Annotated in this window: 21 protein-coding genes; 14 read left to right on the plus strand and 7 right to left on the minus strand. The window is 37.0% G+C overall.

Translation table 11 applies throughout. The annotated features are described in order from the left end of the window. Positions 1-23: 23 nt before the first annotated feature. Positions 24-2,273, minus strand: coding sequence for an ATP-binding protein (locus tag AAKU52_RS06545; RefSeq protein WP_354331495.1), 2,250 nt, complete (start codon positions 2,271-2,273; stop codon positions 24-26). Continuing rightward, positions 2,257-2,631 (minus strand): response regulator, encoded by a 375-nt coding sequence (locus AAKU52_RS06550; protein WP_354331497.1) that lies wholly within the window; start codon positions 2,629-2,631, stop codon positions 2,257-2,259. The genes AAKU52_RS06545 and AAKU52_RS06550 overlap by 17 nt, the downstream gene beginning before the upstream one ends. Positions 2,632-2,815: 184 nt before the next feature. Between AAKU52_RS06550 and AAKU52_RS06555 the strand changes: the two genes are divergently transcribed. The 11 genes from AAKU52_RS06555 to AAKU52_RS06605 all read left to right on the plus strand — a co-directional run bounded on the left by AAKU52_RS06555 (position 2,816) and on the right by AAKU52_RS06605 (position 12,739). Then, on the plus strand, positions 2,816-3,574 hold the full coding sequence (locus AAKU52_RS06555) for an ROK family protein (RefSeq protein WP_354331499.1): 759 nt from the start codon (positions 2,816-2,818) through the stop codon (positions 3,572-3,574). Positions 3,575-3,660: 86 nt separating this feature from the next. After that, positions 3,661-5,073, plus strand: a complete 1,413-nt coding sequence (gene gnd / locus AAKU52_RS06560; protein ID WP_354331501.1) for an NADP-dependent phosphogluconate dehydrogenase — start codon at positions 3,661-3,663, stop codon at positions 5,071-5,073. Positions 5,074-5,082: 9 nt separating this feature from the next. Next, on the plus strand, positions 5,083-6,594 hold the full coding sequence (gene zwf / locus AAKU52_RS06565; protein WP_354331503.1) for a glucose-6-phosphate dehydrogenase: 1,512 nt from the start codon (positions 5,083-5,085) through the stop codon (positions 6,592-6,594). A 34-nt stretch (positions 6,595-6,628) separates the two neighbouring features. Next, positions 6,629-7,351, plus strand: a complete 723-nt coding sequence (pgl, locus tag AAKU52_RS06570; protein WP_354331505.1) for a 6-phosphogluconolactonase — start codon at positions 6,629-6,631, stop codon at positions 7,349-7,351. A 56-nt stretch (positions 7,352-7,407) separates the two neighbouring features. Next, positions 7,408-8,529, plus strand: coding sequence for an NAD(P)/FAD-dependent oxidoreductase (locus tag AAKU52_RS06575; protein ID WP_354331507.1), 1,122 nt, complete (start codon positions 7,408-7,410; stop codon positions 8,527-8,529). After that, on the plus strand, positions 8,513-9,220 hold the full coding sequence (locus AAKU52_RS06580) for a methyltransferase domain-containing protein (RefSeq protein WP_354331509.1): 708 nt from the start codon (positions 8,513-8,515) through the stop codon (positions 9,218-9,220). Before AAKU52_RS06575 ends, AAKU52_RS06580 begins: the two co-directional genes overlap by 17 nt. Then, positions 9,213-10,262 (plus strand): type III polyketide synthase, encoded by a 1,050-nt coding sequence (locus tag AAKU52_RS06585; RefSeq protein WP_354331511.1) that lies wholly within the window; start codon positions 9,213-9,215, stop codon positions 10,260-10,262. Before AAKU52_RS06580 ends, AAKU52_RS06585 begins: the two co-directional genes overlap by 8 nt. Positions 10,263-10,272: 10 nt before the next feature. Next, positions 10,273-10,725, plus strand: coding sequence for a 3-hydroxyacyl-ACP dehydratase FabZ family protein (locus AAKU52_RS06590; protein ID WP_354331513.1), 453 nt, complete (start codon positions 10,273-10,275; stop codon positions 10,723-10,725). Further along, complete coding sequence (locus AAKU52_RS06595; protein ID WP_354331516.1) at positions 10,718-11,992, plus strand: beta-ketoacyl-[acyl-carrier-protein] synthase family protein; 1,275 nt, start codon at positions 10,718-10,720, stop codon at positions 11,990-11,992. Before AAKU52_RS06590 ends, AAKU52_RS06595 begins: the two co-directional genes overlap by 8 nt. Further along, positions 11,989-12,249 (plus strand): acyl carrier protein, encoded by a 261-nt coding sequence (locus AAKU52_RS06600; protein ID WP_354331518.1) that lies wholly within the window; start codon positions 11,989-11,991, stop codon positions 12,247-12,249. Before AAKU52_RS06595 ends, AAKU52_RS06600 begins: the two co-directional genes overlap by 4 nt. After that, on the plus strand, positions 12,239-12,739 hold the full coding sequence (locus tag AAKU52_RS06605) for a 4'-phosphopantetheinyl transferase family protein (protein ID WP_354331520.1): 501 nt from the start codon (positions 12,239-12,241) through the stop codon (positions 12,737-12,739). The genes AAKU52_RS06600 and AAKU52_RS06605 overlap by 11 nt, the downstream gene beginning before the upstream one ends. Here AAKU52_RS06605 and AAKU52_RS06610 read toward each other — a convergent pair. The 3 genes from AAKU52_RS06610 to AAKU52_RS06620 form a co-directional block, all read right to left on the minus strand. Further along, the gene (locus AAKU52_RS06610; protein ID WP_354331522.1) at positions 12,708-13,589 is read right to left on the minus strand and encodes a Ppx/GppA phosphatase family protein; all 882 of its coding nucleotides are present in this window, start codon (positions 13,587-13,589) and stop codon (positions 12,708-12,710) included. The genes AAKU52_RS06605 and AAKU52_RS06610 overlap by 32 nt on opposite strands. A 4-nt stretch (positions 13,590-13,593) precedes the next feature. Then, positions 13,594-15,651 carry a polyphosphate kinase 1 gene (gene ppk1, locus AAKU52_RS06615; protein WP_354331524.1) on the minus strand — a complete coding sequence of 686 codons (2,058 nt, stop codon included), beginning with the start codon at positions 15,649-15,651 and terminating at the stop codon, positions 13,594-13,596. 88 nt (positions 15,652-15,739) lie between these two features. Then, positions 15,740-16,153 carry a hypothetical protein gene (locus tag AAKU52_RS06620; RefSeq protein ID WP_354331526.1) on the minus strand — a complete coding sequence of 138 codons (414 nt, stop codon included), beginning with the start codon at positions 16,151-16,153 and terminating at the stop codon, positions 15,740-15,742. Between the two features lie 71 nt (positions 16,154-16,224). On the opposite strand from AAKU52_RS06620, the gene AAKU52_RS06625 reads away from it, so the two are divergent. Both AAKU52_RS06625 and AAKU52_RS06630 read left to right on the plus strand, forming a co-directional pair. Continuing rightward, positions 16,225-16,716: a YajQ family cyclic di-GMP-binding protein gene (locus tag AAKU52_RS06625; RefSeq protein WP_354331528.1), complete on the plus strand. Its 492-nt coding sequence runs from the start codon at positions 16,225-16,227 to the stop codon at positions 16,714-16,716. Positions 16,717-16,955: 239 nt separating this feature from the next. Next, entirely contained in the window at positions 16,956-19,364 is a 2,409-nt protein-coding gene (locus AAKU52_RS06630) for a TonB-dependent siderophore receptor (protein WP_354331530.1), read from the plus strand. 243 nt (positions 19,365-19,607) lie between these two features. On the opposite strand, the gene AAKU52_RS06635 is transcribed toward AAKU52_RS06630, so the two are convergent. Beyond that, entirely contained in the window at positions 19,608-20,921 is a 1,314-nt protein-coding gene (locus AAKU52_RS06635) for a nicotinamide mononucleotide adenylyltransferase (RefSeq protein ID WP_354331532.1), read from the minus strand. 62 nt (positions 20,922-20,983) lie between these two features. Between AAKU52_RS06635 and AAKU52_RS06640 the strand changes: the two genes are divergently transcribed. After that, complete coding sequence (locus AAKU52_RS06640; RefSeq protein ID WP_354331534.1) at positions 20,984-22,699, plus strand: ABC transporter ATP-binding protein; 1,716 nt, start codon at positions 20,984-20,986, stop codon at positions 22,697-22,699. On the opposite strand, the gene AAKU52_RS06645 is transcribed toward AAKU52_RS06640, so the two are convergent. Then, positions 22,661-23,587 carry a mechanosensitive ion channel family protein gene (locus tag AAKU52_RS06645; RefSeq protein ID WP_354331536.1) on the minus strand — a complete coding sequence of 309 codons (927 nt, stop codon included), beginning with the start codon at positions 23,585-23,587 and terminating at the stop codon, positions 22,661-22,663. The two genes, AAKU52_RS06640 and AAKU52_RS06645, sit on opposite strands and share 39 nt — an antisense overlap. Positions 23,588-23,670: the final 83 nt, after the last annotated feature.

Here is a 23,670-nt window from a genome sequence, read left to right on the forward strand (position 1 = left end):
TAAGAAGCCCAGTAATTTTCGAATTATTGGGCTTCTTTGCTTTCGGTGCCTTCAGCAGGTAAACTAAAGTAAAAAACAGATCCTTTACCTACTTCACTTTCTACCCATATATTGCCATTGTGGCGTTGTATAATTTCTGCACTTAAATATAAGCCAATACCAAAGCCAGACACTGTTTTTAGTGGGGTGTTTTCTACACGGTAAAAGCGGCTAAACAGCATCTCAGCATCTTTTTTAGAAATACCAAGGCCTTCATCTTTTACCCACACTTGTATGCTATTTCCCTTAAGATCAATTCCTATTTGTATGTTCGTTCCCTGATTAGAATATTTTATAGCATTACTAAGCAAGTTATTAATCACTTGTCCAATCTTTTCCCTGTCGGCATAAACCTCTACAGGTATACAGGCAATCGTGGATATTACATGTGTTCTATCGGTAAGGGCAGTTTCTTCAACAATTTCGGCGATAAGTTTTTCTACGCTGAATCGTTCTTTATCCAGGTAAAGTTTCCCTGCCTCCAGTCGAGATAAATCCAGGAAGCTTCTAATCATATTATTCATCTTATTCACTTGTCCGTCAACCTTTTTTAAAGATTTAATCGTATAAACATCCCCACTTTGCTTTGCTTTTAAAGCTAGCAATTGCACATAGGCCTTTAACGAAGTAAGTGGCGTTTTCAGTTCATGACTAACCATGGCGATAAAATCATTCTTCCTGATTTCATTTTGCTTATGCTCGGTAATCTCCATTAAAACGCCTGAAAACCTAATGGGAATTCCCTCATTATCTCTGTAAATCTTTCCTGTAGCGCGCATCCAACGCAATTTATTTTCAGTATTGCCCGCAATAGAAAAGTCCAGATTGAACTGTTCACCATAATTAACAGAAGATTTAATTGCTTTGAGCAGCATAAACCGATATTCTTCGGTAACCTTCGCCATCACCGAATCATAAGTCATTTCTTCGTTTTCAGTATACCCAAAAAGCGCTTTAAGTCTTGGCGAAACGATGAGTCTTTTACTTATAGGGTGGTAATGCCAGGTACCAAGATTTGCTGATTCGATAGCAATTATTAACATTTCCTCAGCACGCTCTGATTTAAGCCTGCTTTCTACCCTTTCCGTAATGTCTTCTGCCCCAGCAATAACGCCACAAACATTGCCTTCCTTATCCATCATCGGATCATAAAAAAGGCTTACATACTTCTTTTTTATCCCCCCACCAGTATTGTAGTAAAATACTTCTTCCTTAATTACATGTGATGTGGCAGACTCGGTAACTTGCCTCAAATGCTCTAGAAAAGGCTGACCAACAAGTTCTGGAAGTATTTCCATGAGCGGCAAGCCTAGCACTTCTTCTTTTTTCTTTTCCCATAAGTTTAGCATGGGTTGATTGGCAACTTCAACAATCCAATCTTTACCTTTTAGCACCAATAAACCATAATGGGCATTCATTACTACACTTTTGAAATTAGAGACACTGTCTTCTAGCTGCTGTTTAACTAAAACAAGTGAGGTAACTTCTGCAGCAACCATCATTATGCCTGTAGTAACCCCCAGGTTATCCTTAATGGGTTGGTAAACAAAATTGAAATAAGCGGTCTCATACTTGCTATTGCGGATTAAAAAAACTTTTGCTTCATTGCCCACTAAAGGCTCCCCCCAGGTATATACATCGTCTAATAACTTTAAAAACCCCTGTCCATGGAGCTCTGGTAAGGCAATTGCTAACGGCAAATTAAGAATGGCATCAGATTTACCCAAGAGTTCCAGCATCATATTATTAGCCGATTCTACAATTAATTCTTTACCGCGGAGTATACTTATACCTACAGGTGCCTGATCAAGAAGTTGCATCAAATAGTTGCGGCTGATCATTTCTTTAGCTTCACTGATGTTATTGTCTATAGCTAACAGCGTATATAAAAGGTATAATACCTGTCCATCCGAATGGAGTATAGGGGTTATTTTTACTGAAGCATATAAATTTTTAGCATGATTTTCTGTCTGAATGAAAAAAGGATTGATAGTGGCATTTTGCTTGTGCTGCAGTATGCCTGCCAAAACCCTTCTTGTAGAGGGATGAAAAAGACCGAGAGGTAATTCTATGATATCTTTATTAAGGATATTTGCCCTTTGAAGGCCTAATAAATTTAAAAAATCATCTCCAACAGCAAAAACAAGGAACGAGGCGTCCCTTACCTTAAAAACAAGCCCGTTAAGTGTTTTCTCTAAAAAAGTCTGAAATAAAACTTCATTTTGATGATCCATTCATTATTTTCTCTTCAACAATCATTTTAAATTCTTCCACGTCAAAGGGCTTCTCCAAAAAGGCATCATAATCCACGCTTTCATTTCGGTAAATAAACTTTGGAAAGGCCGACAACATCAATATGGGTATATGACTATATGCTTTATCACTTTTAATTCTTTTGCAAAGCTCGCCACCATTTGTACCATTTAAATTATAATCTAATATAATTAAATTCGGCCGATGCAGCTCAATCAATTTAAAGATATTATCTGTTTCTTCGTAAAAAAAGACTTCATCAGATGCCTCAGAAAATATCTCCTTAAAGATATCCTCCATTTCTAAATCATTTTCAATTATTAATAACCGCTTTTCCATTTTAATTTTTAGCAATACAGACAATTGAATTTATTATAGAGCATTGTCTTTTTTATTAACAATCTGTACCTAAAAATGTTTCAGTGCTTAAAAATGTCAATATATTCAATTATTAATAAGGTTTACTGGTTCTAAATTTGTTATTTTGAACTATACAACAAACCATTTACTTAATAACAATTAAATGCTAAACAACCAGGATAAAGAAATGAAGAACATTTTGTCTATAGATATAGGTGGTTCGAATATTAAAGCCTGCCTATTAAGTCCTGAAGGTGTAGCTTTATCCGAATATACAAAGTTACCTACCCCTGAAAAAGCAACGCCAGAATCGGTGCTGATCGTCATTAAACAATTGGCTGCTACCATGGGAGAGTTTGGTCAAATTTCAGTTGGTTTTCCGGGCTATGTTAAACTTGGTGTAGTTTATACGGCAGCAAATTTGGCTCAGGATAAATGGCGGGGAATAGAATTTGGACAAATGATTAGTGACTTGATTGGTAAGCCGGTGCGCATGATTAATGATGCCGACCAACAGGGACTTGGATTGGTGGATGGAAAGGGTTTCGAAATCGTTCTTACTCTTGGAACCGGATTTGGAACCGCCTTACTCTTTGACGGTGAGCTCTTGCCCCATCTTGAATTAGCCCATTTACCGGTAAACAAAACCAAGGATTATGATGATTATATTGGTGATAAAGCACTTAAAAAATTAGGTGAAAAAGAATGGAATGAACGGGTAGAAAGAGTAATTGATATTTATAAAACCGTTTTTAACTTCGATAAACTCTATCTTGGCGGTGGAAATGCAAAATATATTGATTTTAAATTAGAAGACAATGTAAAAATAGTGTCTAACAGGGAAGGTATCAAAGGTGGAGCAATCCTTTGGAAAATCAAGGAGAAATATCACTTGATTACCCTTCATCCAAAAAAACCATAATGTCTACATAAACTTATAATAGCTTCATCACCGTTAAAAATATTGCTCATGATAGCTTCATTACCGTTAAAAACATAAATAAATCAATGAAAAAATACGCTTTAGGAATGATTGGCCTGGGTACCATGGGCCGTAATTTACTATTGAACATGGCGGATCATAATTATGCCGTAACCGGTTATGATAAAGATCCAAAAATGTTAAATATCCTGGAAGAAGTAGGCCAAAAACATAATTTAAAGGGCTTTAGTGAACTGAAAGATTTTGTTCAAAGCCTGGAATTGCCTCGAAGAATTGTATTACTGGTACCTGCAGGCGCCATCGTCGATAATGTAATTAAAGAGTTAGAACCTTTACTCGACAAAGGGGATATGATTATAGATAGTGGAAATTCTCATTTTACAGATACAAGCCGCAGGGCAATTGAACTGTCTGTTCTGGGTTTTCACTTTTTTGGAATGGGTATTTCTGGTGGTGAAGAAGGTGCCAGATTTGGACCAAGCATGATGCCTGGTGGCGACAAAACAGCTTATAAAGCCATGAAACAAGTGCTCGAAGACATTTCAGCAAAAGTAAATGGAGAGCCTTGTGTAACTTATATTGGTCCTGGTGCTTCGGGTCATTTCGTTAAAATGGTGCACAATGGAATCGAATATGCCATGATGCAACTACTGGCAGAAACCTATGATGTTTTAAAAACCGGACTCGGCTACAAAACTGAAGAAATTCAACTCGTATTTGCTAAATGGAATAAAGGCCGTTTGAAATCCTTTTTAATGGAAGTAACAGCAGCTATTTTTGCTTTTATTGACGATAAAACAGGAAACCTAATGGTCGACATGGTAAAAGATGAAGCTAAATCAAAGGGTACTGGAAAGTGGACTTCTCAAGTGTCAATGGACTTGCAATTGCCGATTCCTACAATCAATGAAGCGGTAACATCAAGAGACCTTTCTAAATTCAAACAATTAAGAGTAGCGCTTTCAGCAGCTTTCCCTCAGGAGATAACGTTGCCTGAAAACCTTCAGGAAATAGAAGCTCGACTGGAAGAGGCACTTTACTTTGCCATGATTTCTTCTTATGCTCAGGGTTTACACCTTTTATGGCAAGCATCTAACACTTATAACTACGAGTTAAACTTGCATGAGATTGCAAAAATCTGGCGTGGCGGATGTATCATCAGAGCTGAACTGCTAGAAGATATTTACCAGGCTTATATTGACAAACCTGATTTAGAACATTTGTTTTTAGATGCTTCTATTCAGATTAAACTGAAAGAAACCATCAGCGGATTAAAAAAAATCATTAATATTGCTATGGATAACGGCATTCCGGTTGCGGCTTTTGCATCCACCCTCACCTATTTTGATACTTTAAGAACAAAACGACTACCCTCTAATTTAATACAAGCACAAAGAGATTTCTTTGGTGCTCATACTTTTGAACGAACCGATGAAGAAGGAGTTTTTCACGCACTCTGGAACCAAACAACATTGTAACAAAAAATCATGAAAACATTGATCAATCTTAAACCTACCATTTTCGTTATTTTTGGTGGAACTGGGGATCTTAATCTGCGTAAACTTGTACCTGCTTTGTACAACCTTTATGCAGATGGTTATATGCCACAGAAATATGCTTTTATTGGTACCGCAAGGAAAGACCTTGGCGATCAGGAATTTAGAGAGGTGATTCTGGAGGGAGTCAATAGCTTCTCCAGAACTGGAAAAGCTCAAAAGGATAAATGGGCTAAATTTGCTAACCATGCCTTTTATACGCCTGTTGATGTTTCGGCACCAGCAACATTTAAAAGCCTGAAAGACAGAATAGAGACCTTTAAAGAAGAATTTGGCCCTCATACGCAAGTAATTTATTACCTCGCTGTTGCCCCAAATCTTTTCCCGCTAATTGCTAAATGTCTGTTAGATTATGACCTGGCAGGTACTGAAGATTCTTGCAGAATTGTTATCGAAAAACCTTTTGGTAGAGATTTAGATTCGGCAAGAGAATTAAATCAGTTATTGACAAGCATTTTTACAGAAAAACAAATCTATAGAATTGACCATTATCTGGGTAAAGAAACGGTGCAGAATATTATGGCTTTCCGTTTCGCCAATTCTTTTCTTGAACCACTATGGAACAGGACTTATATAGATCACGTTCAGATTTCAGTGACCGAACAATTGGGCGTAGGTGAACGTGGCGGTTATTATGAAGGTGCTGGTGCTCTCCGGGATATGATTCAAAATCATTTACTGCAATTACTGTGTTTAATTGGAATGGAAACGCCGATAAACTTTGATGCGGACGAAATTAGAAACAAAAAAGTTGATGTATTAAAAGCTATGCGTCCTTTTGGTCCGGAAGATATTCGTTTTAGTACCGTGAGAGGTCAATATACTAAAGGCTGGGTAGAAGGAAAAGAAGTTCCTGGTTACAGACATGAAAATGGTGTTGATCCGGATTCAAATACGGAAACTTTTGCGGCCATTAAGTTCTTTGTAGATAACTGGCGCTGGCAGGGTGTTCCGTTTTATGTACGAACAGGAAAGCGTTTGTTCCAAACTTCTTCTTTAATTACCATTCAGTTTAAAGATGTACCTCACCACATTTTCCCGACTGGTGTGACCGAGCATTGGCAACAAAACCGACTGATCATCAGCATTCAACCTGAAATGAGTATCCGTTTACAGGTTCAGGGAAAAAGACCAGGATTAGACATGGTATTGAACCCTGTTGATATGGTTTTTGATTATAAAGGGACTTACACTTCTGATACACCTGAGGCTTACGAAACCTTGCTGTTAGATGTTATGACCGGAGATCAAACCCAATTTATGCGTGCCGATCAGGTAGAAAGTGCATGGGAATTATTAATGCCGGTTGTTAATGCCTGGGAAAATAAAAAATCTATAAGTTTCCCTAATTATACTGCTGACTCCTGGGGTCCGGAAGATGCCGAGGCTTTAATTGCCAGAGATGGCTTTCATTGGTTTACTTTACCATTGAATAAAGATTAAGAAAGAATTAAAGCGTGTTAAACCACATATACTAATGAATTTACTGATATATAAAACAAAAGAGGAACTGCTGAATAACCTGGCCCGTTACATCGTTAAAATAGCGAAGAAGGCCATTTCAGAACAGGATTGTTTCAATTTTGTACTTACTGGTGGTAATTCTCCAAAAGAACTTTATCATTTACTCTCAACCCGTTATAAAGAAGAAATTGACTGGACTAAGGTCTACTTTTTCTTTGGCGATGAACGGAATGTTTTGCCAAGCCATGAAAGTTACAATGGTTTAATGGCCAAGGAAAGCTTGTTAGATCCATTGAATATTCCAGCAAATCAGATTTTTTATGTGAATACAGAACTTGCTCCTGAGAAAGCTGCAATTGAATATGCAAAGGCTATTAATAAACATTTTAATGGAGCGGATATTAACTTTGATCTTATTTTATTGGGTATGGGCGATGATGCTCATACGGCATCACTTTTTCCGGAAACTGCAATTTTAAAAAATAAAGAAGCAACAGTGGACGCTGTTTACGTAGATAAACTTTCTACTTACCGGGTAAGTTTTACCGCACCACTGATTAATAAGGCAAAAAACATTGCCTTTCTCGTTTTTGGGGAAGGTAAAGCAAATGCCGTTAAAGAGGTTATTGAAGGGAATAAAAACAACGCTCTTTACCCATCGCAATTAATACAACCTTATGATGGTCATGTTACCTGGTTTATTGACGACCACGCGGCCATTCTTTTGGATAATTAAACAGGCAAACAATTAGTGTACACTATATGTTAATAGTGTACACTTTTTTACTTGCTATGTATTATAATAACGACGTCATCATTGCTGGTGGTGGCCTTGCTGGTTTAATAGCTGCAATCCATTTATCAAAGGCAGGATTAAAAGTTACTCTTCTTGAAAAACATGCATATCCACAACATAAAGTTTGTGGTGAGTATATTTCTAATGAAGTTGTCCCATATCTTCAATCCCTTGGTGCCGATCCTTCAGCACTCCAGCCCTCAACTATTAACAAGTTCCAATTTTCAAGTACCACGGGCAAAATAATTTCTACTCCTCTGCCAATGGGTGGTTTCGGATTGAGCAGGTATGCTTTTGATCAGTTCTTAATGCAAAAAGCAAAGGAAAATGGTTGTACTATTATAAAGGACACCGTACTGAATATCTATTTCAAAGAAAATGAATTTGATGTTCATACCACTGGAAACGGAGTTTTAAATGCCCCGGTTGTGCTTGGCGCTTATGGAAAAAGAACAGCATTAGATAACAAGCTTAACAGGTCGTTTATGAAACAGCCATCTCCATGGCTTGCTGTAAAAGCACACTATTCTGGTCCTTTTGATGAAAATCTAGTTGCCCTGCATCATTTTAAAGGTGGTTATTGCGGTGTGTCTAAAGTGGAGAACGATCGGATAAATATTTGTTACCTCAGCGATTATGATGCGTTCAAAAAATACCGCAGCATTGAAGCGTTTCAGGAACAAGTGCTCTTCAAAAATATCCATCTAAAATCGCTGTTTGAAAACTGCACCATTAAATTCGATGTGCCTTTGAGTATCGGACAAATCTCTTTTGAAAAGAAAGAAGCCGTTAAAGATCATGTGATGATGATTGGTGATGCTGCCGGATTAATACATCCTCTTTGTGGAAATGGGATGGCAATGGCTATACACAGTGCAAAAATCTGTGCCGAACAGGTCATCAATTTTTCTATACATAAAAAGGGTTCCAGAGTAGATATGGAGCAACAATATAGACAGTTATGGCAATATCACTTTAAAAACCGGATACAAATGGGAAGCATTTTATCTACACTAATGCGAAAAGAAATATTAGCTGATTTTATGACGGCAAGTTTAACTAACTTCCCTTTCATTTTACCGCAGCTTATCAAAAGAACTCATGGATACTACCTATAGAAGTGACGCCCCGGAATTAATGGACAATTTCGATATGGAGGGCGAAGTTTTACGTGACGCCTTAGATAAAATTGCTCATATCAACCAATTGTTGGGCGGCAATAAAGTTACTGTAGAAGGGATTAATACTTTAATTAAAAATTCAGCTAAGAAAAGTTTCAAAATTCTAGATGTAGGTTGTGGTAATGGCGACATGTTGCGGGAATTAGCTAAATACGCACAGAAAGTAGGTTTATCTTTTGACCTCTATGGTATTGACGCTAACAAATTCACCATCAATCATGCCCAAAATTTATCAGTCAACTACCCAAACATCTCCTTTATTTGTGAAGATATTTTTGAGGAAATAGAAAAAGAAAACACCTACGATATTATTCTATGCACCCTTACCTTACATCATTTTAAAAATGAAGAAATAATAAGACTTCTTAGTGATTTTGCTAAACATAGTTACCTGGGCTTTGTTATCAACGACCTGCATAGAAGTGCTATTGCTTATTATCTGTTCAATGCACTTTGTTTTGTATTCAGGCTAAACAACATGTCAAAACAAGATGGATTAATTTCCATACTTCGGGGTTTTAAGAGAGAAGACTTTTTATTATTTTCAAAACAGCTCCATTTCCATAATTACTTATTGAATTGGAGATGGGCATTCAGGTATCAATGGATTGTTACAACTTATGGTTAAAATAAAAACAGTGTTTAAGGCCGTACCTGGTTTTTCCAGAAGTACCGCAGAAATATTACCTTTCCTGGATCGCTGGCTTAGTGGGCAGGATGAACGTTTTATTCGAAAAGTTAAAAAAATATTTGAGAACGCTGCTGTAGACAAACGCTATTCGTTTATGTCGCCAGAAGAAGTGTTTTCTACATCAACCTTTGAAGAGCGAAACAATATTTACATAAGGGAAGGTATTAAATTGAGTACAACATGTTTGTCTGGTGCTTTAAAGAAAGCAAAATGGTTAGCTACAGACATAGATTTCCTAATTACGGTAAGCTGTACAGGCATTATGATTCCTTCTTTGGATGCATATTTAATTAATAATTTAAACATGCGGCAGGATGTGGTGAGGTTGCCAGTTACCGAAATGGGTTGTGCCGCAGGAGTTTCGGGTATGATTTACGCCAAAAACTTTTTAAAGGCCAATCCAGGAAAACGTGCCGCAGTGATTTCTGTTGAATCCCCTACGGCTACTTTTCAACTGGAAGATTTTTCAATGGCTAATATTGTGAGCGCTGCAATCTTTGGCGATGGTGTTGCCTGTGTTTTATTATCCTCTTGTGAAGAAGATAATGGCCCCGAAATAGTAGACGAAGGCATGTATCATTTTGTTGATGCCACACACATGATGGGCTTTAGCTTAACAAACACCGGCTTAAAAATGATATTGGATATTGAAGTACCCGAATCAATTGCCACTCATTTCCCAGCCATTGTTCGTCCTTTTTTAGAGAAAAATAATTTAACAATAAAAGATATTGACCACCTGATATTTCATCCTGGAGGTAAAAAAATTGTGGAGGTTGTAGAATCTTTATTTGGAGTACATGGAAAAAACATTGACGATACAAAAGAAGTGTTACGTTTGTATGGAAATATGTCTAGTGCAACAGTATTGTATGTACTCGAACGATTTATGGATAAGAAACCAAATAAAGGAGAAAAAGGACTGATGTTGAGCTTCGGACCAGGGTTTTCGGCGCAGCGGATATTATTACAGTGGTAATAAAAATAAAATGATGATGAACACAAATGAAATAATAGAGAAATTACCTTACAGCTACCCATTTTTATTTGTCGACGAACTATTGCATGTCGACGAAAATGGCAGTAGCGGAACCTTTACTTTTAACAAGGAACTAGATTTTTACAAAGGCCATTTCAAAGATCACCCTGTTACACCTGGTGTTATATTAACTGAAACAATGGCACAAATAGGCATGGTTTCTCTTGGAATTTTCTTGATGGGCAATTTAGAAGCAGGAACAACTGGACATGTGATGTTAACTTCAACAGCAGTTGATTTCATGAAGCCTGTTTTTCCAGGTGAAAAAGTTAAAGTAATCTCTGAAAAAATATACTTCAGGTTCAAAAAACTGCACTGCAAAGTAGAAATGCAAAATGCTGCAGGAGAAATTGTTTGTAAAGGTACATTATCAGGTATGGTAACGACTAAATTAAATGACTAGCAGGGTTGTCATTACCGGACTTGGCGTAGCCGCTCCAAATGGAGTGGGAATTCCTCAATTTACCGAGGCTATAAAAAATGGCAAGTCCGGTATTCAACACCAGGAACAATTAGAGAACCTTCAGTTTTCCTGCCAGATTGCAGGAAAGCCAACACTTTCTCCGGAATTGATTTCCAGTTGTTTCACTGACCTGGAACTAAAAAATTTTAACAGCAGCGGAATCCTTTACGGTGTTATTGCTGGAATGGAGGCCTGGAAAGATGCCGGGCTTCCTTTAGATATTAAGGAAGAACCAGATTGGGATAGTGGTACTATTTTTGGAACGGGAACTTCAGGAATAGATAAATTTAGGGAGGCCATTTATAAGATCGATCTATTACAAGCTCGCAGACTAGGCAGCAATGTAATTACGCAAACTATGGCCAGTGGAATAAGCGCCTACCTTGGTGGAAAACTTGGTCTCGGCAATCAGGTAACCACCAATTCATCGGCCTGCACTACTGGAGCTGAAAGTATACTGCTGGCGTATGAAAGAATCAAAGCTGGTCAGGCTTTAAGAATGCTTGCCGGAAGCACAAGTGATAGTGGACCTTATATTTGGGCAGGCTTTGATGCCATGAAAGTCTGTACTTTTAAAAATAACAATCAACCAGAAAAAGGATCCAGGCCTATGAGTGCTACAGCGAGTGGCCTTGTTCCGGGTAGTGGAGCCGGAGCTTTATTATTGGAATCCCTGGAGTCTGCGATAGCACGTGGTGCTTATATTTATGCAGAAATACTTGGTGGGCATGTAAATTCCGGCGGACAAAGAGGAAGCGGATCTATGACTTCACCAAATAACCTTGCTGTACAGAAATGTATTAAGGCTGCATTGAAAAATGCAGGGGTTAAAGCTGAAGAACTGGATGCTATAAATGGACACCTGACGGCCACGGTGATGGACAGTACAGAAATACACAACTGGGCTGCTGCATTAGACAGGTCAGGGAAAACTTTCCCTTACATCAACTCGCTAAAAGGAATGACAGGCCATTGTTTAACTGCTGCAGGTAGCATAGAATGCATTGCATCAGTTTTACAAATTGATCAGGGTTTCCTCTTTCCAAATATAAATTGTGAAGATCTCCATCCCGAAATTGTTAAAATAATTGATCCGGAAAAAATACCAACACAATATTTACCTTACGAAGTAAATCTATTAGCCAAGGCCAGCTTCGGATTTGGAGATGTTAATGCTTGTTTAATTTTAAAAAAATATAAATCATGACTAAAGAGGAGTTAATAACCCGTTTAAAGCCAATTCTTACTACCTATGCGCAAAACAAGGAAGCCCTTGATGCGATAAATGAGGATACTGATTTCATTAAAGACCTCAAAATTAATTCTGCAAATCTGGTAGATGTTGTTCTGGATGTGGAAGAAGAATTTGGTATTGAAATAGATAACCAATCGATGGAAAAAATGCTTAACATAGGTGCCTCCATTGAAATTATTGAAGCAAAGCTGCAGGAGATTGATCGGTAACGATATCGTCGATTTAACAGTTGCAGCTAAAGAAAGTAATTGGAAAAGAAAAGGTTATTTACATAAAATCTTTTCTAAGGAAGAGCAATTGCTTATACTTTTCTCTGATAAACCTGATGTAGTGGTATGGCTTTTATGGAGTATGAAAGAAGCAGCTTATAAAATTTATTCCAGAAAAAAGGAAATAAGAATCTTTGCGCCAACTCAACTCTGCTGTAAGGAATTAAACTTTTCTACTCCTATTTATACCGGAAAAGTGTTGATTGATGGGTTAACCTACTTTACCGAAAGCACCTTTAATGATAAAATGATACATACCATTTGTGCTTCCAGTAAAGAAGAAATAAATAAGATCAGGATAGAGATCTCGATGCCAGAAAATCCATTAAAAATGAATTACCGCTATAAAAACCCCCAATGTGTCAGTCACCATGGCGCCTATCTTGCCTTAGTCTTTATTAACCAAGATTCTCTTCTATCAGTAAATTAATAATTCCATCGGCCATTCCCACTCTTGGAATATAGATTTGTTTGATACCGGTCCACTTCATGATGGTCATGTATATTTCAGCAGCAGGAATGATCACATCTGCCCGATCAGGATTTAGCCCCAGAATATTGATCCGTTCTTTTAAAGAATAACCATTCAGCTCATTGTACATTATTTTGAGTTTTAACAATGACAAAGGCATATCCTCTTTTTCACGTGACATTTTGAACAATTTATTGATATTGCCACCAGTACCAATGCCGGCCATATTTTTATAATCCCGCGTATGTTCTTTAATCCAAAGGCGCATTTCTTCCCAGGTTTCATCCTTATCCTGGTTATCTAAAATACGGATAGTACCTATGTTGAAAGATCGCGAAGCGACAGGAACCTTATTCACAAACACCGAAAGTTCTGTACTGCCCCCACCCACATCGATATACAAATAATTCTTACTGATGTCTAAATTTTCTTCAATATGATTCGCATAAATGATATTAGCTTCCCTTTGTCCCTGAATGATTTCCAGGTCAAGACCTGTCTCTTTTTTTACCAATGCAATAATTTCATTACCATTTTGGGCCTCGCGCATGGCTGAAGTGGCACAGGCAAGGTATTTAGAAACCTGGTAAACTTCCATTAAATTTTTGAAAGCAATCATTGTTTTAAGCAAATCATTAATTTTCCTTTCAGATATTTTATGATCAAGGAAAGCATCGTCACCTAAACGCAAAGGAACCCTTACCAAAGTGTTTTTCTTAAAACCAAACTCGTTATCCTTGCTGATTATGTCAGCAATCAATAACCTAACTGCATTGGATCCTATATCAATAGCTGCGTATCTTAACATTAAATTACTGGTGTTTATTTTTTAAATAGTTATAAGTTTGCACTTGTGCTCTTACCTTTACCGAAAGCCTATTTTTGTGGTATTTGTTATTATTTAGTTTAGTAACATCCCTTGCTTTAACATTATCCTGCAGCTGGAAATCTATGATATCTCTAATTTCCTGTCTCACATCAACATCCAGTACCGGGAAACCAACTTCAACCCTATGGTCAATGTTCCTGGTCATGAGATCAGCGGAGGATAAAAACATTTCTTCTTTTCCATTATTACCAAAAATAAAGACCCGAGCATGCTCTAAGAACTTATCAATAATACTAATAACAGTAATGTTTTCACTAAAATCTTTAATGCCTGGTATCAGGCAGCAAATACCACGAACAATGAGTTTTACTTTAACCCCTGCATTACTGGCCTCATAAAGTTTCTCAATTACGCCTTCGTCGGCCAAACTGTTAACCTTCAAAATCAAGTATGCCGCTTTATTAGCTTTAGCATTTCTAATTTCACGGTTAATAAGAAAATACAATTTCTTTCTAGACTCTAGTGGAGAAACAATCAGGTATTTAAAATCTTTGGCTACAGTTTGTTTATTTAAGGCATTAAACAGTTTAACCAGATCTCTGGTGATTTCTTTTTTTGCCGTAAAAATACTATGGTCACAATAAAGCTTTGCAGTCTTTTCATTGAAGTTTCCAGTGGCTAAATTAGCATAGTAAACTGCCCTTCCACGCTCCATTCTTTTCACCAGGCATATTTTGGAATGTACTTTATAATCTGTTAAACCATAGTTAACTTTTACACCCTCTTCCTCTAGTTTGTTGGACCAATAAATATTGGAATGCTCATCAAATCTAGCCTTAAGCTCTACTACACAATTTACAACCTTACCATTTTTTGCAGCATTGATGAGCGCATTAATGACCCTTGAATTTTCTGCTAATCGATATAAGGTGATGTTAATTTCGGTAACCTTGGGGTCTATGGCTGCTTCCCTTAAAAAGAGAATGATATAATCATAAGACTGGTAAGGCAAATTGATTAAGTAATCTTTTAGGGCTATCTTATTGATAATACTCTCGGTACGGTGTAAACCAGCAACTTTTAGGGGTTCACTAGGTGCGTATTCGAATGCTGCGGAACCTACATTTGGAAAGCGAATAAAATCGCCAAAGCGATGGTAACGATTGCCCGGTATTAAACTTTCTGCTTCAATTTTTATCTTGGCCACTAACACACTCAGCATATCAAAGGGCATTTCCGTATCGTATAACAAACGCATAGGCTTACCTTTACGCCTTTTATCCAAGCTTGTCTTTAACTCTTCAATAAATTTTTCGCTGATTTTTTTATCGATGTCTAACTCTGCATCCCTGGTTACCTGTATAGAATAGGCATCGAGCTCATCATAATCAAAAATATAGAAGATATCATCCATGCAATATTTGATAATATCTTCCGCAAGGATAATAAATTTCAACCCATTGGTTTCAGGTAAAACCAAAAATCGAGGCAAATCTTGAGGTAATTCTATTAAGGCAAATCGCTCACTTTTGCGGGAGCTTTTTTTTGACAGCCGCACCAGGAAATATAAATAACGATCTTTCAGCTCAGGAAAAGGTTTATCTAAATCTATCAATATCGGAACAAGGTTAGATAATATCTTGTCCCTGAAATGGTTTCGTACAAATTCACCCCTTACTACATTGAGCTGTGTATCGTTCAAAATGAAAATACGATTTTGTGCCAGTTCGTTGATCAATGTGGCTTGAAAAAGTTGTTCAAACTTACGCTCTTGCCTCACCACAGTGTTTTTTATCTCATTTAGAATCTTTTTAGGATTAAAACCAAGTAATGCTTTAGATTTTTCATTTAAATTAGCCAAACGCGACATTGTAGCCACCCTTACGCGGTAAAACTCATCCAAATTAGAAGAGAATATTGACAAAAACTTAATCCGTTCTATTAAAGGTACTGTTTCATCGGCCGCTTCCTGAAGAACCCGTTCATTAAAATATAGCCAACTAATTTCCCTGTTTAAAAAAGGAATCTTTTTTTCTGTCATGTAATCCAATCAAAATAACCAGGGTGGAACCTAGACAAGCAAAACTGCGAAATCTAATGTTAATTAACTGTTAATTCTACTGTGCTTTTTAAGAATTAACGTCCTTATCCTTCGCAGTTTTTGGCTTAGCCTTAACAACTTTTTTTACTTCAGGCTTTTTTTCTATCGCACTGGCTACTTTTTCTACCGTAACAATAGGTAGTACTTTAACACTACTGGCAATAGGTTTAGCTTTAACAACTGCTTTTTTTACCGCTTTATCGATTTTCTTATCTGTTTTTTCTACAGCTTCTTTTTTGATGGTTTTAACACCAGAAAGTTTCGCAGACAGCTTTTTCATTACAGATGAACCGACTTTACTTATATCGACCCCAATCTTCTCTGCATCATGTCCTAATTCGTTCATGAGTTTTAGAAATCGTTCTGTCATAGATTTTGCAAATTCTTTTTTTGCTGCCTTTTTAGCAACTTTTTTTTGCACTTTTGGGTTATTGGTTTTCATATTGAATTTTATTTATTGAATTAATTTAATATAAACTAAAATTAACAATTTTATATACTAAAGCTATTATCATGCCCACTTTTGACATCGTAAGTAAAGTAGACGCACAAACATTTGACAATGCGATGAATAACGCTAAAAAAGAAATTTTGAATCGTTATGATTTCACAACTTCAAAAAGCACCATCGAACATGATAAAAAAACAAATGTCATTACTATCATTACAGAAGATGATATGCGTTTAAAAGCAATTCAGGATGCTATAATTTCCCGCATGATCAAGCAAAATCTAGATGCCACAAGCCTGGATTTTGGAAAAGAACAATATGCATCAGGAAACATGATCAGAAAAGAGATTTCAATAAAGGAAGGTATTGATAAAGAAACCGCAAAAAAAATAGTTGCAAAAATTAAAGCCAGCGGTCTGAAAGTACAAGCATCTATGATGGATGACCAGGTACGCGTTCAAAGCAAAAATATTGATGACCTGCAGGCTGTAATTACCCTTTGCAGAAAAGAAGATTTTGGACAACCTTTGCAATACATCAACATGAGAAATTAACGATTTCTTCGCTCAGCGAGCCTTAACCCATAGTAAAAAGCCCTTTCATAATCTTATGAAGGGGCTTTTTGCGTAATGTTATCATCATTATAACCTGCTTTATTGTGCGGTTTTTAACTAATCAAGAATAAATTGAAACGTAAACATAAAACGCTATTTAAAATAATTCTAAATAATATTGCATAATATTAAAAGAGATGATATCTTTGTCGCAACTTAGATTAAGTCTTAATAATAATATGAAACAACTATATTTTTGCTTTACCTTAATACTCCTTTTATTGTTTACACAAGTAGCAGCTTTTGCTCAAAACAGCGGTACAATTTCAGGAACAGTTAAAACCAGCGATGGCAAACCGGCCAGTTATGTTAATGTAGAATTAATAGACACTCATAAAAGAATAGTCACCGATAAAAAAGGTGCATATTCTTTTAAAAACATCAAAGCAGGAAATTATATCCTAAGGGTGTCTGCAATAGGCATAAACACACAAGAAAAGGCAATTGAATTCTATACCGGAAATTTATTTACGCTTAACTTCTACATTTCTCAATCCTCTTCCCAATTGAAAGAAGTAAATATTAATGGCGCAAAAACACAAAATCAAAAGCCAGTAAGTCTGAGTAAAATTGATCTAGCACCAAAAGATCTTCCACAAGCGGTACAGATTATTGGAACACAAGTTATTAAAAACCAACAGATTAATCGCTTAAGCGATGTAATGAAAAATGTTAATGGTGTTGCCCTTGGAGCCAACCGAGGTTCGGTTAATGAAAATTTTTATGCACGCGGCTATAGTCTTGGTGCTAATAATGTTTTTAAAAATGGGGTTAGAACAACCCTTGGTGGTATGCCAGAAGCGAGTACCTTAGAAGCTGTAGAAGTTTTAAAAGGTAGTGCGGCTTTACTTTATGGTGGTGTTACCGGCGGTGCAGTGGTAAATATGGTCACTAAAAAGCCTCAGTTTGAATATGGTGGCGAAGTTTCGTTGCGCGCGGGTAGCTATGGTTTATGGAAACCAATCGCAGATCTTTATGGCCCTATTTCAAAGAAGCTTGCCTTCCGTGTAATTAGCACTTACGAAAAAGCAGACAGCTACAGGGATGTGGCGCAGTCTGAAAGATTTTATGTCAACCCATCTTTACTTTACCGCATCAGCGATAAAACAGAGCTTACCTTACAAGGTGATTATTTGAAAAGCAATTTCACCCCCGATTTTGGTATCGGCACTGTTGCCAATGCCATATCTCCCTTGCCAAGAAATGCTTATATTAACACCCCGTGGGCATATAATAACACCAATACAGTCACTTCGCAAATTAGCTTAAACCATCAGTTAAACGATAATTGGAAAATCAACGCTTCGGCATCGTTGCAAGCCTACAACAGAAATTACTTTTCTGCAGAGCGCCCATTTGCAAATGCTAAAGGCTTGGTTCCGAGAAATTTAACCCGTTCAAAAACAAAAGAATTTACTTATAATGAACAGCTTAATTTAAATGGAACTTTCCATACAGGAGCCTTAAAACATACTTTACTTGTTGGTCTTGATGCAGATCAATCCAACACCAATGCATACGGTTTTGCTTATGCTGATGGTAAAACAGCTTATAATTATGGAGATTTCAATCTTCTAAACCCCGCTACTTATAACACCCGCTCTGACATTCCGGTAACCAATATCATTACCGATACCTATACTCCTATATACCGTATGGGTGCTTTTGTACAAGATATGGTAGCCCTAACAGATCAATTTAAAGTGCTTGCAGGTATACGCTGGTCTTTCCAAAAAACGCCAACCACTACAATCAACAAGGTTTTAGACCAAACTGTTATTAAAGGAACTGCTGCTGATAAGATAGATAAAGCATATTCGCCTAAACTAGGTTTAATTTACCAACCCATTAAAACAACCTCCTTATATGTGAGTTATGCCAATAACTTTACTTCTAACGCAGGCAGAGATATTTACGACGTTCCAATGGGACCATCCATTATTGACCAATATGAAGCAGGGATAAAAAACGACTTTTTAGAGGGTAAGCTTACTGCTAATGTAACTTGGTACAAAATCATAAACGACAGGTTTGCACAACAAGCAATTTTAAATGCAGCAAGAAATGCAAACGCAGATGCTAATATTAAAGAGTTTTCTGGAAAATCTGCCAGTGATGGTATTGAACTTGATATTACTGGTACCATTGCCGAAGGATTAAGTTTTCTAGCTGGTTATAGTTACAACTATATGCGTTATACCGATACCAAAGATTCATCAGGAATTGTGGAGGGTGAACGTTTAGTAGGTACAACAAAAAACACTGCAAATGGTACTGTTTTTTACACCTTAAGTTCGGGTGCCTTAAAAGGATTAAAATTAGGAGCCTCTGCATTCTATACCGGCGATAGAAATGGTGGAAGGAACACCAACAAAGCAGGAACTACTTCAGGTATTATACCTATTAAGGGATTTACTACTGTCGACCTTTCAGCAGGATATTGCTGGAAAAAGCTTTCCATATTAGGTAAAATTTCAAACCTTACCAATGAGTTGAACTATTATGTTCATGAAAACTATAGTGTTAACCCTATACCGCCAAGACAGTTTATTGCCACTTTGGCTTATAAATTTGGAGGACCTTGGTAGGTCGTTGGTAGGTCGTTGGTAGGTCCTTAACGCAATCAAATGACCTACAAAGGACCTGGCAAACACCTGCCAAAGTCTCATCAAAACCCGGCGGGGTTTAACTTAACTAATAGGCAGACTGTTGCCCTTTATCATAAAAATATAATTGCACAAAAAAGGCTGTCTCCGTATTTGATGAGACAGCCTATTAATAAAATAGTACAAATATTCTTTTTAGTCAAAAAACCTAATTAAAACAAGCTTTTAAACGGTTTTAACGTCTTCCTCACTGTAATCCTTAATATCAGTGATATAACCGTTAATGATCAGAAAATCAAACAATGGTTTGGCATCAGGGGTTACAGGCATATTAGCACTGGTAATAACCTGTTTAGTTTTTTTATCTAAAAAAGGATAAGCAAACAATTTCACATTCTTACTAAACATATCACTTACATAACTCAAAAGCAAACTAGAGTAGTTTTCGCCGAAGTTGCTGGAGTTGAAAACAAATTTAAGGTTATTGATGTTAGTGGAAATACCCACACTTTTGGGCTTACAACGGTCAAGGTATTTGGCAAGTTTATTGTGCCTGGCGAAGTTAGATACGATAACAAGGTTACCTGTTTTACACATTTCTTCCGCACGTTTAGCCACCGCCTGTAAATCGAGATTTTCGGCCCAATTCTCGTCGCTGTCCAGTACATTTGATAAAAGCACCTCTATCAATACACTCAGATTTTCCTTTTTAACACTTTCAGTTCGTACAAACTGATCTACCGCTTTATTGAGCATGCTAAAGTTAGGGTTTGATTTCTGCGCATATTTGGTGCGTAGAATCATGGTATCTTTCTTATATAAAAGATCTTTTGGCAAACATGGACTTCCTTGAGCATCAAATATAGCTGCACTGGAAAAGTCTTTAACAATCAAATAAAGGTTTAATAAAATATTGTTTACTTCTTTAAAAGCAGGACCATTCACATAAATTAAATCAATTTCCACAGAACCGACAGTAAGGTTGTCTGCAAGAGATTCGATCATGGTTTTTACGTCATGCTTATAATAATAGGCTGCATAAACCAGGTTTACGCCAATAATGCCCAATACATTTTGTTGCAAAGTTGCATCGGTATCCAGCAACCTTACATGGAAAAATATTTCGTTAGGCTCTCCTTCAGGCTCTGCCTGGAATTTGATGCCTATCCAACCATGAGGGTCATTTGTTTTGTTATAATTTAAAGTCGTTACTGTATCTGCAAAGGCAAAAAAAGTACGGTCATCATATTTCTTGCCACTTAAACGCTCATTTAACAACTCATATTCATGATTTAACATTTTCGCTAGCCTCGACTGGCTCACATATCTCCCTGTTTCTTCCAAACCATAAATGGCATCACTAAAAGTCATGTCATAAGCTGACATCGTTTTTGCTACTGTACCAGATGCTGCCCCAGCAGTAAAAAAATTTCGTGCCACCTCTTGTCCTGCTCCTATTTCTGCAAAAGTTCCGTAAATCTTCGGATTTAAATTAATCTTCAATGCTTTACGCTTAGTATCGAGAATTTCTCTTTCCATGCTGCAAAAATAGGACTTACTACCTAATAACACGTCTAAATTTTACTTATCTTGGTAATCTGATGCTAAACGTAAAAAATCTTGAAGTTCAATTTCTAAGCGAAGAAGATAAATCTTGGGTAAAAGCCGTAAACAAGGTAAGTTTTACAGTCGATAAAGGAAAAATTTTGGGCATAGTTGGTGAATCCGGATCTGGAAAATCTGTCACCTCCTTTTCTATTATGCGCCTTCATAATGAACAGCGCACTAAAATTGAAGGTCAGATTGAATTTGGCGATATCAATTTACTGGAGTTATCTGAAAAAGAAATCCGAAAATACAGAGGCAACAAGATATCCATGATTTTTCAGGAACCGATGACTTCTTTAAATCCTGTCTTTACTTGCGGCTACCAGATTATGGAAGCCATTATTCTCCATCAGGAAATTGATAAAGTAAAAGCAAAAGAGCGTACCATTGCCCTATTTGAAGAAGTACAACTGCCCAGGCCAACTCAGATATTTGAAAGTTACCCTCATCAATTGTCGGGCGGACAAAAACAAAGGGTAATGATTGCGATGGCACTTAGCTGTAATCCTGAATTACTCATCGCTGATGAACCAACCACCGCACTCGATGTTACGGTTCAAAAAACCATTTTAGAGCTCCTGCTGAAGCTAAAAAAAGAAAGACAGATGGCGATGATATTTATTTCACATGATCTTGGAGTGATTAGTGAAATTGCCGATGATGTAGCCGTAATGTATCGCGGAGAAATTGTAGAACAAGGACCTGCAAAAGCATTGTTTGAGCACCCAAAACACCCTTATACCAAGGGTTTACTGGCATGCAGACCAGCACCAGAGCGTCAATTAAAAGTATTACCTACCGTAGCCGATTTTTTAAATAGTGATACTGCTCAAAGCGTAGCACATTTATTGGAAGCAAATAGCTATTCCAACTCCGAAATTGCAAATAGAAGGAGCGAACTTTACCGACAGCCTCCCCTGCTTCAGGTAAAAAACCTTTGTACCTGGTATCCAATCAGTAAAGGCTTGTTTGGCAAAACTACAGCATTTGTAAAAGCCGTAAACGACATCAGTTTCGATGTTTATCCTGGAGAAACTTTAGGCTTGGTTGGCGAATCAGGCTGTGGTAAATCTACCCTTGGCCGCAGTATTCTACGACTTACGGAACCTACTTCTGGTGAGGTAATTTACGACAATCAAGATCTGTTAAACCTGAGCAGGGTAGAACTTAGAAAAAGAAGAAAAGACATACAACTCATTTTTCAGGATCCTTATTCCTCCTTAAACCCACGCCTTACTGTAGGCAACGCCATTATGGAACCCTTAAAAGTTCACCACGTTCTGACTAACGATAACCAGCGTAAAGCATTTGTAATGGATTTACTTAAAAAAGTTGACTTAAAGCCAGAACATTTTGACAGGTACCCACATGAATTTTCTGGCGGCCAAAGGCAGCGGATTGTCATTGCCAGAGCTTTGGCCTTACAGCCAAAATTCATCATCTGCGATGAGTCTGTTTCCGCATTGGATGTCTCTGTTCAGGCACAAGTATTGAACTTGCTCAAACAGCTTCAACAAGATTTAGGCTTAACTTATATCTTTATATCACATGACCTGGCAGTGGTAAAACACATTTCAGACCGGATGATTGTGATGAATAATGGCAGAATTGAAGAAGAAGGATTTCCTGAAGAAATCTACAACAACCCACAAGCATTGTACACTAAAAAGTTAATTGATGCCATTCCTGGCACTGGAAACATCAGCTGAGGAAAGGTTTTCTGAAGCTTTCTCTGATAACTTCATGATTGCTGTATTCAATTCCCTTCTAATTTCTCTTTCTTTTAATTTATCATACTGTGTCAGTAAAACCTGCACTTTAAATCTGGCTTCATCCTTATTGATGGCTATCGTTTTCACAGACAGGCCGTTTACTACAATATAGCCTGAAAAAGGAGCAACAACCTTCTTTAAATATTGTTCGAGGTAATCTGGTGTATATCCAAAATGAAGGGCTATTTGAAATTCTACACTTAATTTTTTTATATTTTGTTTGGATTGGTTCACGATTACCGCACTAAAAACAACGGAATTTGGAATAATAACCATATCGTTATCTTCATTTTGTAAAATCACGTTTATCAAAGTAATATCTACAATCTTACCTTCCAGTTCCTGAATTTTGATGTGGTCGCCTAACGATAGCTGATCTGAGAACATGATGATTAAGCCATTAATCATATTGGTAATGTAATCTTTAAAAGTCAGGGCAATGGCAGCAGCAACAATGGTAATACTGGTTAAAAATGTTTTAGGGTCATTTCCCAGAAAAACGATAAAAGCGAGGGCAAAGAATACCGTATTCAAAATAGACTCGATACGGTTTATTCCTAAAATAAAATTGTCTTTAATAGTAGGTTTAAGCTTGTGCTTTTTGATGTACCAAAAGATAATAATCATCCTAAGGATCGACACCGTTAAACTCGGTCCGAGGAACATAAAAAGGGCACTGGAAAATTGGTTAACGAAAAGATACCTATCATAAACATCAGGAGTATTAATCCTAAAATAAACCAGCACGGTATAAATTATGATTTTCACCAAAATCACAATAAATTCATTCCTTGTCTTTCTCTCTTTAACAGCAAACATTTCCATCTTCAACACCTTGTTTAACCCCTATTATGCTAACAAATGTACTAAAACCACCGTAATTTCGCACCAAATTGTTACCTTCGGGT

Source organism: Pedobacter sp. CG_S7, from assembly GCF_040544395.1.
Taxonomy (GTDB): Bacteria; Bacteroidota; Bacteroidia; order Sphingobacteriales; family Sphingobacteriaceae; genus Pedobacter.

Coding starts and splice junctions, on each gene's coding strand:
- AAKU52_RS06545 (WP_354331495.1), bottom strand. CDS start 2,273: ATGGATCATCAAAATGAAGTTTTATTTCAGACTTTTTTAGAGAAAACA.
- AAKU52_RS06550 (WP_354331497.1), bottom strand. CDS start 2,631: ATGGAAAAGCGGTTATTAATAATTGAAAATGATTTAGAAATGGAGGAT.
- AAKU52_RS06555 (WP_354331499.1), top strand. CDS start 2,816: ATGCTAAACAACCAGGATAAAGAAATGAAGAACATTTTGTCTATAGAT.
- gnd (WP_354331501.1), top strand. CDS start 3,661: ATGAAAAAATACGCTTTAGGAATGATTGGCCTGGGTACCATGGGCCGT.
- zwf (WP_354331503.1), top strand. CDS start 5,083: ATGAAAACATTGATCAATCTTAAACCTACCATTTTCGTTATTTTTGGT.
- pgl (WP_354331505.1), top strand. CDS start 6,629: ATGAATTTACTGATATATAAAACAAAAGAGGAACTGCTGAATAACCTG.
- AAKU52_RS06575 (WP_354331507.1), top strand. CDS start 7,408: ATGTATTATAATAACGACGTCATCATTGCTGGTGGTGGCCTTGCTGGT.
- AAKU52_RS06580 (WP_354331509.1), top strand. CDS start 8,513: ATGGATACTACCTATAGAAGTGACGCCCCGGAATTAATGGACAATTTC.
- AAKU52_RS06585 (WP_354331511.1), top strand. CDS start 9,213: ATGGTTAAAATAAAAACAGTGTTTAAGGCCGTACCTGGTTTTTCCAGA.
- AAKU52_RS06590 (WP_354331513.1), top strand. CDS start 10,273: ATGATGATGAACACAAATGAAATAATAGAGAAATTACCTTACAGCTAC.
- AAKU52_RS06595 (WP_354331516.1), top strand. CDS start 10,718: ATGACTAGCAGGGTTGTCATTACCGGACTTGGCGTAGCCGCTCCAAAT.
- AAKU52_RS06600 (WP_354331518.1), top strand. CDS start 11,989: ATGACTAAAGAGGAGTTAATAACCCGTTTAAAGCCAATTCTTACTACC.
- AAKU52_RS06610 (WP_354331522.1), bottom strand. CDS start 13,589: ATGTTAAGATACGCAGCTATTGATATAGGATCCAATGCAGTTAGGTTA.
- ppk1 (WP_354331524.1), bottom strand. CDS start 15,651: ATGACAGAAAAAAAGATTCCTTTTTTAAACAGGGAAATTAGTTGGCTA.
- AAKU52_RS06620 (WP_354331526.1), bottom strand. CDS start 16,153: ATGAAAACCAATAACCCAAAAGTGCAAAAAAAAGTTGCTAAAAAGGCA.
- AAKU52_RS06625 (WP_354331528.1), top strand. CDS start 16,225: ATGCCCACTTTTGACATCGTAAGTAAAGTAGACGCACAAACATTTGAC.
- AAKU52_RS06630 (WP_354331530.1), top strand. CDS start 16,956: ATGAAACAACTATATTTTTGCTTTACCTTAATACTCCTTTTATTGTTT.
- AAKU52_RS06635 (WP_354331532.1), bottom strand. CDS start 20,921: ATGGAAAGAGAAATTCTCGATACTAAGCGTAAAGCATTGAAGATTAAT.
- AAKU52_RS06640 (WP_354331534.1), top strand. CDS start 20,984: ATGCTAAACGTAAAAAATCTTGAAGTTCAATTTCTAAGCGAAGAAGAT.
- AAKU52_RS06645 (WP_354331536.1), bottom strand. CDS start 23,587: ATGGAAATGTTTGCTGTTAAAGAGAGAAAGACAAGGAATGAATTTATT.